Origin of the sequence: Pseudomonas cichorii (assembly GCF_003700275.1) — a bacterium.
GTDB classification, from domain to species: domain Bacteria; phylum Pseudomonadota; class Gammaproteobacteria; order Pseudomonadales; family Pseudomonadaceae; genus Aquipseudomonas; species Aquipseudomonas cichorii_B.
This window is the reverse complement of the sequence record NZ_RBRE01000004.1, coordinates 17,379-33,547: the sequence shown is the minus strand read 5'-3', so window position 1 is coordinate 33,547 and position 16,169 is coordinate 17,379. Positions and strand designations below refer to the sequence as shown.

13 protein-coding genes are annotated in these 16,169 nt (G+C 59.1%); 9 read left to right on the top strand and 4 right to left on the bottom strand.

Going from position 1 to position 16,169, the window contains the following annotated elements; translation table 11 throughout:
• The first annotated feature begins 65 nt into the window (after positions 1-65).
• The 8 genes from pncA to ALQ04_RS01040 all read left to right on the top strand — a co-directional run bounded on the left by pncA (position 66) and on the right by ALQ04_RS01040 (position 10,627).
• Positions 66-713 carry a bifunctional nicotinamidase/pyrazinamidase gene (gene pncA, locus ALQ04_RS01080; RefSeq protein ID WP_122313823.1) on the top strand — a complete coding sequence of 216 codons (648 nt, stop codon included), beginning with the start codon at positions 66-68 and terminating at the stop codon, positions 711-713.
• An 81-nt stretch (positions 714-794) separates the two neighbouring features.
• Complete coding sequence (locus tag ALQ04_RS01075; RefSeq protein ID WP_122313822.1) at positions 795-1,709, top strand: formate/nitrite transporter family protein; 915 nt, start codon at positions 795-797, stop codon at positions 1,707-1,709.
• 123 nt (positions 1,710-1,832) lie between these two features.
• Positions 1,833-2,516 (top strand): response regulator transcription factor, encoded by a 684-nt coding sequence (locus ALQ04_RS01070; protein ID WP_122313821.1) that lies wholly within the window; start codon positions 1,833-1,835, stop codon positions 2,514-2,516.
• The gene (locus ALQ04_RS01065; RefSeq protein ID WP_122313820.1) at positions 2,494-3,891 is read left to right on the top strand and encodes a HAMP domain-containing sensor histidine kinase; all 1,398 of its coding nucleotides are present in this window, start codon (positions 2,494-2,496) and stop codon (positions 3,889-3,891) included. The genes ALQ04_RS01070 and ALQ04_RS01065 overlap by 23 nt, the downstream gene beginning before the upstream one ends.
• Before the next feature lie 492 nt (positions 3,892-4,383).
• Complete coding sequence (locus tag ALQ04_RS01055; RefSeq protein WP_122313818.1) at positions 4,384-5,253, top strand: alpha/beta fold hydrolase; 870 nt, start codon at positions 4,384-4,386, stop codon at positions 5,251-5,253.
• Positions 5,254-5,316: 63 nt separating this feature from the next.
• Positions 5,317-6,504: an efflux RND transporter periplasmic adaptor subunit gene (locus ALQ04_RS01050; RefSeq protein ID WP_122313817.1), complete on the top strand. Its 1,188-nt coding sequence runs from the start codon at positions 5,317-5,319 to the stop codon at positions 6,502-6,504.
• Positions 6,501-7,592: an efflux RND transporter periplasmic adaptor subunit gene (locus tag ALQ04_RS01045; RefSeq protein ID WP_259644869.1), complete on the top strand. Its 1,092-nt coding sequence runs from the start codon at positions 6,501-6,503 to the stop codon at positions 7,590-7,592. The genes ALQ04_RS01050 and ALQ04_RS01045 overlap by 4 nt, the downstream gene beginning before the upstream one ends.
• On the top strand, positions 7,589-10,627 hold the full coding sequence (locus ALQ04_RS01040; RefSeq protein ID WP_122313816.1) for an efflux RND transporter permease subunit: 3,039 nt from the start codon (positions 7,589-7,591) through the stop codon (positions 10,625-10,627). The genes ALQ04_RS01045 and ALQ04_RS01040 overlap by 4 nt, the downstream gene beginning before the upstream one ends.
• Before the next feature lie 16 nt (positions 10,628-10,643).
• On the opposite strand, the gene ALQ04_RS01035 is transcribed toward ALQ04_RS01040, so the two are convergent.
• From ALQ04_RS01035 to ALQ04_RS01025, 3 genes are read right to left on the bottom strand one after another with little or no spacing between them, the layout of a single operon-like run.
• A complete protein-coding gene (locus tag ALQ04_RS01035; protein WP_122313815.1) occupies positions 10,644-11,489 on the bottom strand; it encodes an amidohydrolase in 846 nt (281 codons plus the stop codon).
• A 55-nt stretch (positions 11,490-11,544) separates the two neighbouring features.
• Positions 11,545-12,846 (bottom strand): MFS transporter, encoded by a 1,302-nt coding sequence (locus ALQ04_RS01030; protein ID WP_122313814.1) that lies wholly within the window; start codon positions 12,844-12,846, stop codon positions 11,545-11,547.
• Positions 12,847-12,893: 47 nt separating this feature from the next.
• Positions 12,894-13,625 (bottom strand): GntR family transcriptional regulator, encoded by a 732-nt coding sequence (locus tag ALQ04_RS01025; protein WP_122313813.1) that lies wholly within the window; start codon positions 13,623-13,625, stop codon positions 12,894-12,896.
• A 626-nt stretch (positions 13,626-14,251) separates the two neighbouring features.
• Here ALQ04_RS01025 and ALQ04_RS01020 point away from each other — a divergent pair.
• The gene (locus ALQ04_RS01020) at positions 14,252-15,400 is read left to right on the top strand and encodes an MFS transporter (protein WP_183142081.1); all 1,149 of its coding nucleotides are present in this window, start codon (positions 14,252-14,254) and stop codon (positions 15,398-15,400) included.
• A 14-nt stretch (positions 15,401-15,414) separates the two neighbouring features.
• Here the strand turns inward: ALQ04_RS01020 and ALQ04_RS01015 are convergent, their stop codons facing one another.
• Positions 15,415-16,134: an alpha/beta hydrolase gene (locus ALQ04_RS01015; RefSeq protein WP_122313811.1), complete on the bottom strand. Its 720-nt coding sequence runs from the start codon at positions 16,132-16,134 to the stop codon at positions 15,415-15,417.
• Between the last annotated feature and the right edge of the window lie 35 nt (positions 16,135-16,169).

Here is a 16,169-nt window from a genome sequence, read left to right as displayed (position 1 = left end):
GCAAATACCTCGATAAGCAGGCAAACTGGGGGCCTGCACGACTCATCTGGTTCAGGAGCCACCCCATGCCTCTCTCCAACAAGCCCGCCGCCCCCAACTGCGCCTTGCTGGTCATCGACATGCAATATGACTTCATGCCCGGCGGCCAACTGGCAGTCGCCGACGGCGATGCATTGCTGCCCCTGATCAACCGCCTGGGCGCACGTTTCCCCAGAGTGATCGTCACTCAGGACTGGCATCCGGCCGGGCATATATCCTTCGCCTCCAGCCATCCGGGACGCACGCCCTTCGAGAGCATCACCCTGCCCTACGGCGCGCAGACGCTGTGGCCGGATCACTGCATACAAGGCAGCCACGGCGCGCAATTGCATGCCGAGCTGGAGCTGCCGCATGCGCAACTGATCCTGCGCAAGGGCTGCAACACGCACATCGATAGCTATTCGGCATTTCTGGAAGCGGACCGCACTACGCCAACCGGGCTGGCCAGCTATTTGAAGGAGCGCGACATCGACACGTTGTTCGTGGTCGGCCTGGCGCTGGATTTCTGCGTTGCCTGGTCGGCCCAGGACGCTCGTCGGGCAGGCTTCAACACTTACGTGATCGAAGACGCCTGCCGCGCCATCGATATGCATGGCTCACTGGAAAATGCCTGGCAAGGCATGCTCGCCTGCGGAGTTGAACGAGTGCAGAGCACAGACCTGATCGCGCCATGAATTCTCGCGCCCGGGCAGGCGAACGACGTCCGTCGGCCCGTGTCTGAACCTGCAGCCCCCACGCTCAGGAAGTTCAGTTCCATGGATCAGACCCCAGACGGCAAGACTCCCGGCCTGTCAGCCGAAGAAGAACGCGAAATCGACGAAAACCAGCCGCCCCGTGCGGCGGTCCTGCATGAAACCATTCGTATCCAGGGCGACCATGAGCTGGAGCGCAGCGCCGCTGCCTTGTGGTGGTCGGCACTGGCTGCCGGCCTGACCATGGGGCTGTCGCTGATGGCCATGGGGCTATTCAGATCGCGATTGGCGGATGTCGACGCCAGTCATGTCATCGCCAGCTTTGGTTACTCGGCAGGCTTCCTGGCTGTGATCCTGGCTCGCCAGCAACTCTTTACCGAAAACACCCTGACCGCCGTATTACCGGTCATGAGCAAACTGACCCTGACCAACATCGGCAGGCTGTTGCGGCTCTGGACCATCGTGCTGGTCGGCAATCTGGCCGGCACCCTGCTGGTCGCCTACGTGATGCTCAACCTGCCGATTTTCGATGGCAAGACCGACCAGGCGTTTCTCGAGATCGGGCGCAAGGTCATGGAAAACGACCTCAACCAGATGTTTTCCAAGGGCATCGTGTCCGGCTGGATGATTGCGACCATGGTCTGGATGATCGCCTCCATGGAGAGCGCTAAGATAGCCATCATTGTGATGATCACTTACCTGATGGCATTGGGTGACTTTACCCATATCGTTGTCGGTTCTGCCGAAGTGTCCTATCTGGTGTTTGCCGGTGAACTGGGCTGGAAGGATTTCTGGCTGGTCTTCGCCGGGCCAACGCTGGCCGGCAATATCATCGGCGGCAGTTTCATCTTCGGGCTGCTCAGCCACGCGCAGATCCGCAGTGAAAAGGACACGACCGCCAAGTGGGAGCGTGATCGCAAGCAACGCCAGGCCGAGGCCCTTGCCAAAAAGAACCAGGAACGCACTGAAAGTGCCTAGCCTGTAAAGGTGTACGGCAGCAGGCACAGATCCACCCTGAATGTTTCTTAAACTTTTATTCAGGAAACAGCCGGGCATTAATAGGCAAGCTAGTGTTTTCCCGTATTCATTCAGGCAAAGATCATGACCAGAATCCTGGCAATCGAAGACGATGCTGTCACCGCAAGGGAAATCGTTGCGGAACTCAGCAGCCATGGCCTTGAAGTGGACTGGGTCGACAACGGTCGTGACGGATTCGCCCGGGCGGCGAGCGGCGATTATGACCTCATTACCCTGGATCGCATGCTGCCGGAAATGGATGGCCTGAGTATCGTCACCAACCTGCGCGCCCAGGGAATCGCCACCCCGATCCTGATGATCAGCGCCCTGTCGGACGTCGACGAACGGGTCCGCGGCCTGCGCGCCGGCGGCGACGACTACCTGCCAAAACCCTTCGCTTCCGATGAAATGGCCGCACGGGTCGAAGTCCTGCTGCGTCGCAGCAACCCGGTAAGCGCGGCCAAGACCGTGCTGCAGGTTGCCGACCTGGAATTGAACCTGATCAGCCGGGAAGCCTGTCGCGGCGGAAAACCACTGGCCCTGCTGCCCACCGAGTACAAGCTGCTGGAATTCCTCATGCGCAACAGCGGACAGATCATCACTCGAATGATGATTTTCCAGGAAGTCTGGGGCTATCACTTCGATCCGGGCACCAACCTGATCGATGTGCACATCGGCCGCCTGCGCAAGAAGATCGACCCGCCCGGCAACGCGCCGCTGATCCAGACTGTGCGGGGCTCGGGCTATGTCATTGCCGAACCCGTCTAAGGGCTGGCACTCCTCAAGCAGCCGCCTGCTGGCGCTGTACAGTTTTCTGTTCGTAGCCTGGAGCGGCATTCTGCTGGGCGTGTTGTACTGGGAAGTCACTTCCTATCTGGGCAATCTCGCCCGGCATTCGCTGATGCAGCGCCAGCAACTGTTTTCCCGCTTCGAGGGCAATGCACTGGTGGATGCGCTGGCCACCAGCATGACGTTCGACATGCGTTCCGTGGATGCCTACGGCCTGTTCGATGCCAATCTGCAACCGCTGGCCGGACCGATCCGGCAAATCCCTTCCAGCCTGCCGCTCGATGGTCATATCCATCAGTTGAGCAATTGCATCGACTCCAACGACCCGGAACTGCCCAGCGACAGTTGCGATGCCATCGCCACCAGGACTCCGGATGATCGCTGGCTGGTACTGGTGCGTGACAACGGCTCGCTGTTCGCTGTCTCGACCCTGATTCTCAAGGCCCTGCTGTGGGGCATTTCCCTGACCATCGTCCCGGTCGTGGCCGGCTGGCACTTGCTGCGTCGTCGGCCGTTGCGCCGGATTCGCGCCATTCAGGCCAGCGCCGAGTCGATCATTGCCGGCGACATGTCAGGCCGCCTGCCGGTGTCCAGCCGCCCCGACGAGCTGGACATGCTGGCGGTGATCGTCAATGCCATGCTCGACCGTATCGAAAAACTGATGAACGAGGTCAAGGGGGTCTGCGACAACATCGCCCACGACCTGCGCACTCCACTGACCCGCTTGCGCGCCCAGCTTTATCGTATCCAGCAGCAATCGGCAGACGACTCGCCACAAGCCGCCCAGATGACGCAAGTAATCGCCGAAGCCGACACGCTGATGGCGCGCTTTCGCGGACTTTTGCGTATTTCGGAAATCGAGGACCATCAACGACGCTCGGCATTCGTTGAACTGGACCTGCGCCCGCTCTTGCAGGAACTTCACGACTTTTACCTGCCACTTGCCGAAGAAGATCAGGTTCTGTTGATCCTGCAACTCAATGAACCGTTGCCGACACTGGTCGGCGATCGGGCCTTGCTGTTTGAAGCACTGGCCAACCTGTTGAGCAATGCAATCAAATTTACACCTGCCGGTGGTACCGTGCTGATCAGCGCCTACAGCGAAGGCGATGGCAGCAGCCCTTGTATCGCCGTTCAGGACTCCGGCCCCGGTATCCCGCCAACCGAACGCGAAGCCGTATTCCAGCGTTTCTATCGGTGCGAGGACGGTAATCAGCAGAGTGGTTTCGGCCTTGGTTTGTCGGTAGTTGCAGCCATCGTCAACCTGCATGGCTTCACTCTGCATATCGGCACCAGCCCGTACGGAGGTGCCAGCCTGGTATTGGAATGCCAACAGATGAAAACTCTGCTATGACACAGGGCGCAATGCCCATTGCAGACAGTTCCGTGCCTGCATTTTGACGAAGATAAAATCGCTAATCTGCGGAAAAAGTTACTTCGCTATAAAACTGACACACGCTGGCAAGCGCTAATTTGTAACAATAAGTTTCAAAACAAGACGCTGTTGGACCGATTCAGCACTCACAAGTTCCACTCAATAGGTGAGTTTTTCCTGCTCGATAAGCTGCTTTTCACCGAATAATATCTCTTTGCTATCACCCTGTCCTTTCGTCCCTGAAAGCGGGGACCTCGCCACGTCGACATTTTTATGGCGTCAGCCCCTTGTCGGTCCCGTACGCTGTGCGTTATCAATAGTCACCGCGATTCACGTTCTTAACCGCACCGCATAACAATAAAAACCTCAATGGATTTCGCCACTAACCAGGCGAGGCTTTGGCATGGCCGCTAAAGCAGAGAAAACCGTATCAACTTAGTAGGATCGACTTAGCCTGGGAGGCTTTTCATTATGGGCGCGCAATCAAAGATTATCAGTGTTGGAGAGTTCAAGCTTTACACCGAAACCTATTGGAAAAGCAGTGCTGCAAAAACCGTTCTGCTGATCAACGGAGCACTGTCGACTACCGGTTCCTTTGGCCAGACGGTCAAGTATCTGCAACCGCACTACAACCTTGTGCTGTTCGATCTGCCTTTCGCCGGGCAGTCCCGCGATCACAACCGCGATGACCTGATCGTGACCAAGGAAGACGAGGTCCAGATCCTGCTGCAATTGATCGATCGCTTCCAGGTCAATTACCTGCTTTCGGTTTCCTGGGGCGGCGTCTCGGCGCTACTGGCGCTTGCCGAATCGCCACCTACGGTGGAAAAGGCAATCATCTCCTCTTTCTCTCCGGTGCTGAACGAGCCGATGCTCGACTACATCGACAAGGCGCAGATCTACCTCGCCGCCCGCGAAAAACGCAAAATCGGCTCCCTGCTCAATGATACGGTCGGCAAATATCTGCCGCGCCTGTTCAAGCTGTACAACTACAAGCACCTGATCAGTCTTGCCGAGCATGAATACGGGCAGATCGACTTCCACATCAGCCAGATCCGCAAACTCAGCGCCAGTAATTATGTGGAGCGTTTTTCCTCGATCAAGATTCCGGTGATGTTCATCAATGGCGACAAGGATGAATACACCACGGTCGAAGATGCCCGCAGCTTTTCCAATTACATTGCCCACAGCAGCTTCAAGGTCGTTGCCGATACCGGCCACTTCCTGGATCTGGAGAGCAAGGCAGCCTGGCGTGCATCGCAAAAGAACGTGCTGGAATTTTTCGGCACCGAGGAAACCAGCAGCCAGCACGTCTGGCCAGACGCAACGGCAATTGCCTGAAACACCCGTGAAACGCTGATTCACCGGTGTTGGCTTATTCCACAGGCAGTGGCTGTTTTGTTGATGACTATTTCTCGTGAAACTCTTTTACGTTCGTTTTGCCGTGTTACCGGAAAAATCCGACCTTCACATCACAGACCGTCTTTGAGCCAGCCCTGGCTGGCTATAGGACTTCACTGTGTTCTGGCGCTCTCGATCAGCGCTTGTTCTGCCGGGAAACCTGCGGAAAAAGCCCGGGTTCGAGTGGCCGTCCAGCAAGTGACATCGAGTGATGTCACCAACAGTGTGGTACTGACAGGCGACATCCAGGCGCGCAAGGTGACTGATCAGTCCTTTCGCGTGTCGGGCAAGCTTGTAGAGCGGTTCGTGGATGTGGGGGATCGGGTGCGGGCCAATCAGGTACTTGCCAGACTGGACCCGCGTGAACAAAAGACCGACCTGGAGTCGGCAAATGCCGAAGTGGCAGCCCGGGAATCACGGTTGCGCCTTGCACAAAACAACTATCAGCGTCAGCAAACCTTACTGCCCAAAGGCTATACCAATCTCAGTGAATACCAGCAGGCACTCTCCGCTCTGGAGAGTGCCCGCGGAGACCTGGCTTCGTTGAAGGCCCGTCAGGCCAATGCCCGGGATCAGGTCGGTTATACCGAACTGGTTGCGGTAGCCGACGGGGTCATTACCGCTCGCCATGCCGAAGAAGGCCAGGTAGTACAGGCCGCCACCCCGATTTTCAGCCTTGCTCAAGATGGCGAACGTGAAGCGGTATTTGCCGCCTATGAATCTCTGCTGAGTTCCGACCAGCCCGGCGCTGCCGTGCTGATCAGCACGCTTGGCCTGCCCGAAATCAGGATCAACGGCACGATTCGTGAAGTCACGCCCATCGTTTCCGCATCGAGCGGCACGCTGCGGGTGCGGGTTTCCCTGCCGGAAAGCGCCGCAACCCTGGCACTGGGAACCGTCGTCAGTGCGCAACTCCTGAGCCACTCGCAGCGGGCATTTACCCTGCCCTGGTCCGTCTTGAGCCGCAGCCACGGACAGCCCGCGGTCTGGCTGCTGGACGACAAGTCGCAAGTCAGGCTGGCCAGGGTGCAGGTCATGCGCTACGAGCAAGGCCAGGTGGTCATCGGCTCCGGCCTTGCGGATGGCGACAAGGTGGTTTCCAAAGGTGCTCAGTTCCTCTATCCCGGGCAAAAGGTCGATGTCGCCGAAAGCACCTCGAACTCCGCCGAGTCATCGGAAAACACACTATGAGTCTGACCATCAAGACCTGCATACAACTGTGGATGTTCTGCGTGCTGCTCATGTTTCTGTCGGGCTGCCGGGACAAACCGGTGCGCGAATTCATCGAACGGCCCGTACTGTTCACCGAAATCGTCGATCAGCGCCATGACCTGCACGGACGCTTCGCCGGCAGCATCCAGCCACAATACGAAGTGGCCATGGGTTTTCGCATCGCCGGACGCATCGCCACCCGACATGCCGAAACCGGCCAACTGGTGCGCAAGGGTGAGCTGCTGGCCACCCTTGAACCCAGCGACCAGCAGAACCAGCTACGCGCCCGTCAGGCAGAGCTGAACAAGGCCCAGGCTTCATGGCAACAGACCCGTGACGAGCAGTTGCGCTATCAGCAACTGTTCGAGCGCGGCGTGGGCTCGCGGGCGCATCTGGACAGGCTGAGCAGCGACCTGCGCAGTCAGGAAGCGCTACTGCATCAGGCGCGCATTGCAGCCGAACAGGCCCGCGACCACCTTTCCTACACTCGCCTGCTGGCCGAGTTCGACGGTGTGGTCACCGGCTGGCATGCCGAAGTCGGTCAGGTGATGGTCACCGGTCATTCCGTGGTCAGCCTGGCGCGCCCGGAAAGCCGCGAAGCCGTGGTGGATCTGCCGGTCGAGCTTGCGGCCAGCCTGGCTGAAGGCATGCAGATCAAGGTGGTTTCCCAGTTGAACGAGCAAGTCTCGGTCACAGCTCAGGTGCGTCAGCTATCGCCACAGATCGATGCCGCAACCCGGACCCGGCGCGTGCGCCTGGCGCTGCAGCAGATTCCGGACAGCTTCCGCCTGGGCTCGACCGTCAGCGTCGAAATCAGCAGCAACGTGGCCTCCTTCCGCGAACTGCCCGATAGCGCCTTGCAGGAACTCAATGGCCAGGCGCAGGTGTGGGTCATCGATCCACAGACCGCCACCTTGAATCCGCGTCCGGTGCAGGTGCTGATCCGCCATGGCTCGTCGGTGCGGGTCAGCGGCGAACTGAATGACGGCGACAAGGTGGTGATCGCCGGTGTGAACAGCCTGAGAGCAGGACAGAAAATCCGCGTGGAACGAGAGGTCAGTTTGTGAGAGAGCGCTTCAATCTTTCTGCCTGGGGCCTCAAGCATCGCACGCTGGTCTGGTACATGATGTTCGTTTCACTGCTGATGGGCAGTTGGTCATTCCTCAATCTGGGCCGAGAGGAAGATCCGTCCTTCGCCATCAAGACCATGGTCATCCAGGCGCGCTGGCCGGGCGCGACCCTGCCCGACACCTTGCAGCAGGTCACCGATCGCCTGGAAAAGAAGCTCGAAGAAATCGATGCACTGGACTACGTGAAAAGCTACACGCTGGCCGGTGAATCGACGATCTTCGTGTTTCTCAAGAGCGAAACCCGCAGCGCGGATATCCCGGCCGCCTGGTATCAGGTGCGCAAGAAGATCATGGACGTGCGCGGCGAACTGCCCAGTGGCATTCAAGGCCCGGCGTTCAACGACGAATTCGGCGACGTCTTCGGCAGTATCTATGCCTTTACCGCCGATGGCCTGTCGTTCCGTCAGTTGCGTGACTATGTCGAGCAGGTCCGGGCCGATATCCGCAGCGTACCGAACCTGGGCAAGATCGAGCTGCTTGGCGCGCAACGCGAAGTCATCTACCTGAACTTCTCGATCCGCAAGCTGGCCGCGCTGGGCATCGATCAACGCCAGGTGCTGCAAAGCCTGCAGGCGCAGAACTCGGTCACCCCGGCTGGCGTCATGGAAGCCGGTCCCGAACGCATCGCTGTGCGCACTACCGGCCAGTTCACCAACGAGCAGGACTTGCTGGCGGTGAACCTGCGCTTTGGCGACCGCTTCTTTCGCCTGAGCGATCTGGCGACGGTCGAACGCCGTTATGCCGACCCGCCCTCCTCGCTGTTTCGCTTCAACGGCCAGCCAGCCATCGGCCTGGCCGTGGCCATGAAGCAAGGCGGCAACATTCAGGAATTCGGCTCCCGGTTGCAGCAGCGCATCGACGAACTGACCAGCGAACTGCCGCTGGGTATCGATGTGAATCTGGTGTCCAGCCAGGCCGATGTGGTCGACAAGGCCATTGGCGGTTTTACCCGCGCGCTGTTCGAGGCAATCCTGATCGTGCTGGTGGTGAGTTTCATCAGCCTGGGCATCCGTGCCGGCCTGGTGGTCGCCTGTTCGATTCCTCTGGTGCTGGCGCTGGTGTTTGTCTTCATGGAGTACAGCGGCATTACCATGCAGCGCATTTCCCTGGGCGCGCTGATCATTGCGCTGGGCCTGCTGGTGGATGACGCGATGATCACCGTGGAGATGATGGTCACGCGACTGGAGGGCGGCGACTCCCTGCAACAGGCCGCAACCTTTGCCTATACCTCGACCGCCTTTCCGATGCTGACCGGCACGCTGGTGACCGTCGCCGGCTTCGTGCCGATTGGCCTGAACTCCAGTTCGGCGGGTGAATACGTGTTCACCATGTTTGCCGTGATTGCCGTCGCATTGCTGCTGTCATGGCTGGTTGCGGTGCTGTTCGCGCCGCTGATCGGTATCTATATCCTGAAAAAGCCCAAGGGCCATGCCCATGACAGCGCCTGGATGAGAGGCTTCCAGCGCGTGCTGTTGCAGGCCCTGAAACATCGCTGGTGGGTGATCGGCGTCACCGCCGTGGTCTTCGTCGGCTCGCTGTTCGCCGGCAAACTGCTGCAGAACCAGTTCTTCCCCGACTCCGATCGCCCGGAAATCCTCGTGGATATCTACATGCCGCAGAACGGCTCGATCGAAGGCACGCGCCAGACCATGGACCGTTTCGAGGCCACGCTCAAGGACGATCCGGAGATCCTGCGCTGGAGTTCCTATGTCGGCAAAGGCGCGGTGCGCTTCTACCTGCCGCTGGACCAGCAATTGAATAATCCGTTCTACGGACAACTGGTGATCGTCAGCCGCGGCGGCGAAGGCCGCGACCGGCTGATCGAACGCCTGCGCCAGCGCTTTCGCGATGACTTCGTCGGCGTCGGCGGTTATGTCCAGCTCCTGAACATGGGGCCACCGGTGGGCTGGCCGGTGCAATACCGGGTCAGCGGCCCGGACATCGAACAGGTGCGCAGCAATGCCATGGCCCTGGCCGGCATTCTGGATGCCAACCCCAACATCGGCCAGGTCATCTATGACTGGAACGAGCCGGGCAAGGTGCTCAAGATCCATATCGCCCAGGACAAGGTCCGCCAGTTCGGCCTGTCGTCCGAAGACGTCGCGCAGATCCTCAACAGTCTGGTCACCGGCACCAGCATCACGCAGGTGCGGGATGACACTTACCTGATCGACCTGATCGGCCGTGCCGAGGATCAGGAGCGCAGTTCGCTGCAAACCCTGAGCAGCCTGCAGATCCCGACGCCCAATGGCGCTACTGTGCCGCTGATGGCATTTGCCACCTTGAGCTACGAACAGGAACAGCCGCTGGTATGGCGTCGCGACCGGTTGCCGACCATTACCCTGAAAGCCAACGTGATCGGCACGCTGCAACCGGCAGCGCTGGTCAAACAGTTGCAACCGCAGGTCAAGGCCTTCACCGATCAACTGCCGGTGCGCTACTCGGTGGCCACCGGTGGTGCAGTCGAAGCCAGCGCCCGTTCGCAGGGACCGATCCTTAAAGTGGTGCCGCTGATGCTGCTGTTGGTCGCCAGCTTCCTGATGATCCAGTTGCACAGCGTGAAGAAACTGTTGCTGGTGGTCAGCGTGGTCCCGCTGGGGCTGATCGGCGTGGTTGCCGCCCTGTTGCTGACCGGCTATCCATTGGGCTTTGTCGCCATTCTCGGCGTGCTGGCGCTGATCGGCATCATCATCCGCAACTCGGTGATTCTGGTGACACAGATCGATGAGTTCATGGCCGCAGGAGAAGATGCCTGGAATGCAGTGGTCAAGGCCACCGAACACCGTTGCCGGCCTATTCTGTTGACCGCTGCCGCGGCCAGCCTGGGGATGATTCCGATTGCCCGTGAAGTGTTCTGGGGACCGATGGCCTATGCAATGATCGGCGGGATTGCGATAGCCACCGTGTTGACGCTGTTCTTCCTGCCCGCCTTGTACCTGGCCTGCTACAGGATCCAGGCTCCCAAAGGCTGATCGGTGAACGGTCGAATCAAAGCTCGACCGTAGAGAAATCGAACAGCGCCTGTGCAGCCTCGACCAGCATGCTCTGCTTGATCGGGGCCGGGCAGTCGAGGTTCCTGAATTGCTCGACTACTGTGGCGTAGCTGATGTGGTGCTCGTGCTGGGTATGCGGCCAGTCGCTGCCCCACACCAAACGCCGCGCACCGAAAGCCTTGATCAGCAGGGGCAATGCCGCATTGGCGAAATCCAGGTTCTGCTCATCGCTGCCGCCCAGGCGGTAGATGGCAGAAACCTTCATCCATATCTGCCCGCTCAGGCCCAGTTCCAGCAAGGCCTGAAACGCTGGATCGTCGACACCCACACGGGCATCGGGCCGTCCAAAATGATCGACCACGATCTTGCAGCCAAACGGCAGCAGATCGCGGATCAACCCCGGCAGATCGGCCACCTGGCGATGCAGCTCAATATGCCAGCCCAGCGCCCAGACGTTCCTGAACAGCTCCCGCCAGCCGGGCTCGTTGAAGTCCGGCAATGGCTTGCCGATCAGGTTCAGCCGGATGCCGACCACGCCCTGCTCGTCCATGCGCTGCAACGCCGAGCGGCTGACGGTGTTATCCACCACCGCAACCCCGCGCAGACGCTCCGGCGCATGGGACAGGGCATCAAGCAGATACTGGTTGTCAGTGCCCAGAAAACTGGGCTGCACCAGCACGCCATGACTCAAGCCATGCTCCTGCAGATGTGCCAGATAGGCTTGCAAGGTGGCTTCGTAATCGGGGGTGTAACGTCGACTTGAAGTCAGGTTCAAACCATTGCCGAAGACATGGGCGTGGGCATCGATACCGAGAATCGGCGAAGTACAGGGGTCAGTCATGGAATCATCTATGAAGTGAGCGCGGTGCAGTGGCACCGCGCGGGTAATCGGCTGGTCAGGCCTGCTGTGGCGCACCCTTGTCGGAGGCCCCCTTGTCGCCATCATCTGCCGTGGCCGACGCGCCCTGCAGGTTGCGGCCACGGGTTTCCGGCAGGCAAAGTGCAGCAACCATCGCCACACCGTAGGCAATCCCGGCATCGATACCGATCGCCATGCCCAGAGACATGTGCTCGCTCATGTGACCGACCAGGAACGGGAAAACCGCCGACAACACACGGCCGAAGTTGTAGCAGAACCCGACCCCTGCTCCGCGCACATCCGCCGGGTACAGTTCATTGAAAAAAGAACCGAGGCTGGCCGGAATGCCTGCCGCGAAGAAGCCCAGCGGGAAACCGAGGAACAGCATCTGGGTGTTGCTCAGTGGCAGCATCAGATAGCACTGCACGGTAACTACACAGCACAGGGCGAACAGCACGATGTTCTTGCGCCGGCCGATCTTGTCGATGAGCATGCCGCTGGTGATACAGCCACACCAGAAGGCGAAAATGATCACTGCCAGGTAACCACCGGAACTCAGCACCGAAAGATTGCGCTCGGTCTTGAGGAAAGTCGGCAGCCAGGTCATCACAGCGTGGTAACCGCCATGGGCACCGAGGCCCAGCAGGCCGCCCAGCAGGGTCACGCGCAGCAGTTCAGGGCGGAAAATACCGGCCATGGATTTGAAGAAGTTACCCGACTGGGCCTTTTCCTTGTGCATGCGCTGGTAGCTGTCCGGTTCCTCGACGTTGCGGCGCACCCAGATGATCAACAAGGCAGGCAGCAGACCGATGCCAAACATCACCCGCCAGGCAATGTCCTGCGGCACAAACGAGTAAATCAGGGTAAACAGCAATACGGCCAGGCCCCAGCCCACGGCCCAGGCGCTCTGTACGGTGCCCATCACTTTGCCGCGGTATTTGGACTGGATGGTTTCGGCCATCAGCACCGCACCCGCCGCCCACTCACCACCGATGCCGAAGCCTTGCATGGCCTTGACGATCAGCAACTGGTTGAAGCCGGTCACGAACGCCGACAGGAAAGTGAAAAACGAGAACCACAGAATCATCAACTGCAAGGTGCGGACCCGGCCATAACGGTCCGACAAGGTGCCTCCCACCCAGCCGCCCAGCGCCGAAGTCACCAGGGTCACGGCACTGATCATGCCCGCATCGGCCTTGCTCAAGGCAAAAACGGCGATCAAGGCTGGGATGGCCAACCCGAACATCTGTACTTCCAGTGCATCCAGCGACCACCCACCGAAGCAGGCCCAGAACGTCTTGCGCTCCTTTGGTGTGACTTCGCGATACCAACTGAACATGCGTTATATCCTTATGAAGCGTGCAGGTAAGTGTTTTGAATCAGGGCTTATCGAATTTCTACGCTGTACCGAAAGTGGCTGGCATGCCCGCGCGAACGGCGCCATTCCAGAGGCTCGCCGGCGTAATTGCGCGCCAGACGCTCAATGACCACGACCGGGCTGCCGACCGGAACCTGCAGCATGCGGGCATAGATGTCGCTGACCGACTCGGCGGTCAGGGTTTCTTCGGCATAAGCGACAACCTGACCGCACAGGTCTTCATAGATCGGGTAAAGCAAAGGCCCCTGGGCATCCAGGTCGACCTCCAGCAGCGCCTGGAACTGGACCCGAGGCAACCAGATCTCTTCGGTCAGCACCGGCTGGGCATCCAGCAAGCGCAGACGGATCATGCGGATCACCGGCGCATCAGGAACAAGCCCCAGCGCATGGCTGACCGCCGAAGGTGCAGTCACCGGCTCGACCGACAGAATCCGGCTTTGCGGAACCTGACGAACACCGGACTCGGTCTGGAAGCGGAAGAAACGGAACAGCGAAGACTGGAACTGCGCACGCCGAATGAACGTGCCACGTCCCTGCTGGCGCTCAAGAATGTTGTCATTGACCAGCATATCGATGGCTTTGCGCACCGTGCCGGTAGAGAGGCAATACTCGGCAGAAAGCGCCGCCTCGGTAGGAATCGCCTCCCCCGGACGCCAGCGGTTGTTGGCGATCTGCTCAGCCAGACAGTCTCGCAATCGCTGATAAAGCGGCAGGCGCTCATCACTTGAAAGCTTGTTCATTGTTGTAATTGCCCAGTCATATATATGAATTCGGGCACAGTATTGTCTCGTTACAAATGGTCGTCAAGGACCGGTGGTCAAATTGCCAGCATTCGGTTGATGCAGGTGTCCTGCAGCCTGGCTTTCGAGCAGTAAAAAATCACGCCGACCTACCCCATGCAAATCCATTTCGTGGAGAAAGTATTTTCAAAAGCCACATATGCATGATTGCTCCATGCTTAAACAGGCGCTTGACTTTCCAAACAGAACCTGTACGGGAACCGATACAAAATCGACACATCCGAAGGAAGACGTACGAGCAGGCTGCTTTTTCATGAAGCCCGGCAAAAACCATCAAATAGATTTAAACAACCGCTTAAGCGCAGCGTTTTCAAAAAAATAGCTCCCCAAGTGCAAGGCTTTTTCTTCACTCAGCCTCGTACCGAAGCGATTCTCCTCAACTATCGCTTTCAGAAATATCTTGTATCAATCCGCCATGCCTACCTAATCTCCGGCAAAGCCGTTAGCCTGCTCGGCATCAAGTCCCGACCTCTCTGCCAGACGCGTTTCCAGCGGCTGTCCGGTCCATTGTTCAAGCGAGAAAATCCATGAATACCTCGACCCACGCCCGGCACGGCGCGATCACCATGACCCGGGGTCTGGTGATGCTGTTTGCGTTCTGCTGCGGGGCTATCGTCGCCAACATCTATTACGCCCAGCCGATCATTGAACTGATCGCGCCGGACATTGGCTTGTCGAGCACCATGGCCAGTCTGATCGTGTCGTTGACGCAGGTCGGTTATGCGCTGGGATTGTTCTTTCTGGTGCCGCTGGGTGATCTGCTGGAAAACCGGCGGCTGATGCTGCTGACCACCGGGGTCGCCATTCTCAGTCTCTTGGGTGCGGCGCTGGCCGAGCAGCCCAATCTGTTTCTGGTGGTGTCTTTGCTGGTGGGGTTCAGTTCGGTTTCGGTACAGATGCTGATTCCATTGGCGGCGCATCTGGCACCCGAGGAATCACGCGGTCGGGTAGTCGGCTCGATCATGGGCGGGCTGCTGTTGGGAATTCTCCTGGCCCGACCGATTTCGAGTGTGGTGGCCGATCACTTTGGCTGGCGTGCGATGTTTGGTTCGGCAGCGGTGTTGATGGCGGGGATCAGTATTGTGCTGGCAACCACCATTCCCAAACGTGTGCCGGACCATCGGGCTTCGTATGGCCAGTTGCTGTCTTCGTTGTGGGTGCTGTTGCGCCAGCAGCCGGTGCTCAGGCAGCGGGCGTTGTATCAGGCCTGTATGTTCGCCGCCTTCAGCCTGTTCTGGACCGCCGTGCCGCTGGAACTGGCGCGTAACCATGGTTTGTCGCAAAGCCAGATCGCCCTGTTTGCACTGATCGGTGCGATTGGTGCAATTGCGGCGCCCTTGAGTGGGCGTCTTGCCGATGCAGGCCACAGTCGTGTCGCCACGCGAGGTGCCCTGCTGTTCGGGGCACTGTGTTTTCTGCCAGCTCTGCTGCCGGGCTCGTTCAACCTTATCGGGCTTGCAGTGACGGGAGTTGTGCTGGATTTCTGCGTGCAGATGAATCTGGTGGTGGGCCAGCGCGCCGTTTATGCACTGGATGCTGCCAGTCGGAGCCGGCTCAATGCGCTGTACATGACCAGCATCTTTATCGGCGGGGCCATTGGTTCGTCGGTGGCCAGCGTGCTGTTCGACCATGGCGGCTGGGTTTGGATCATTGCCGTGGGCACTGCCCTGCCGCTGCTTGCGCTGCTGGTATTTCTCAAGGATTCGCGGCAGTAGCAGGCTGTGCGATTTCAATCAAGCGCCTGTTCCAGCCACTGTTTCAAGTCGGCAAGCTCCTGACCATTGATGCTATGCCCCAGGCCTTGATAGGTATGGAACTGCGGGTTGATGCCCAGCGACTTGAGGATGGTTTCGGCCTCAGGCGCGCTGGCGTAGATCACCGGATGATCTTCGGTGCCATGGCCGATAAAGACCTTGAGGGTTTTCAAGCGTTCCTGCGGCTTGAGGCTCGATGCCAGCACCGGCAGAAGCCGCCCGCTAAGCGCCGCAAAGCCGCCAACCAGTTCGGGATCGCGCAGAGCAACTTCGTAGCTCATCATCGCGCCCTGGCTGAAGCCGACCAGGAACACTTTTCCAGGCTGGGTGCGGTATTTTTTGGTCGCCTGGCTAATGAACTTCGTCAGCAACTGGCCACTGCTTTTCAGGTCTTCGGTCACGCCATCGTAGACCACGGCATCGGGCTTGCGGGTAAACCACTTGTAGCTGCCCGGCCTGAGTTCGGTAGGCGCCTGCACCGACAGGTAGTTGTAACCACGCGGCAAGTGATCCTTGAGATCGAACAGGTCAGCCTCGTTGCTGCCATAGCCGTGAATGAAAATGATCAGCGGCTTGTCTGGGGTTTCGCTGCTGGCCTGGGCCAGGTACTTGAGGGACAGATCGGTCTGCAGGCCGTCCTGCGCCTGGACCAGCCCGGAAAAGGCCAACAATAACGCGGCGAAAAATTTCAACATATGTCCATGACCTCTGTTAGGCGCCACCGGAAACA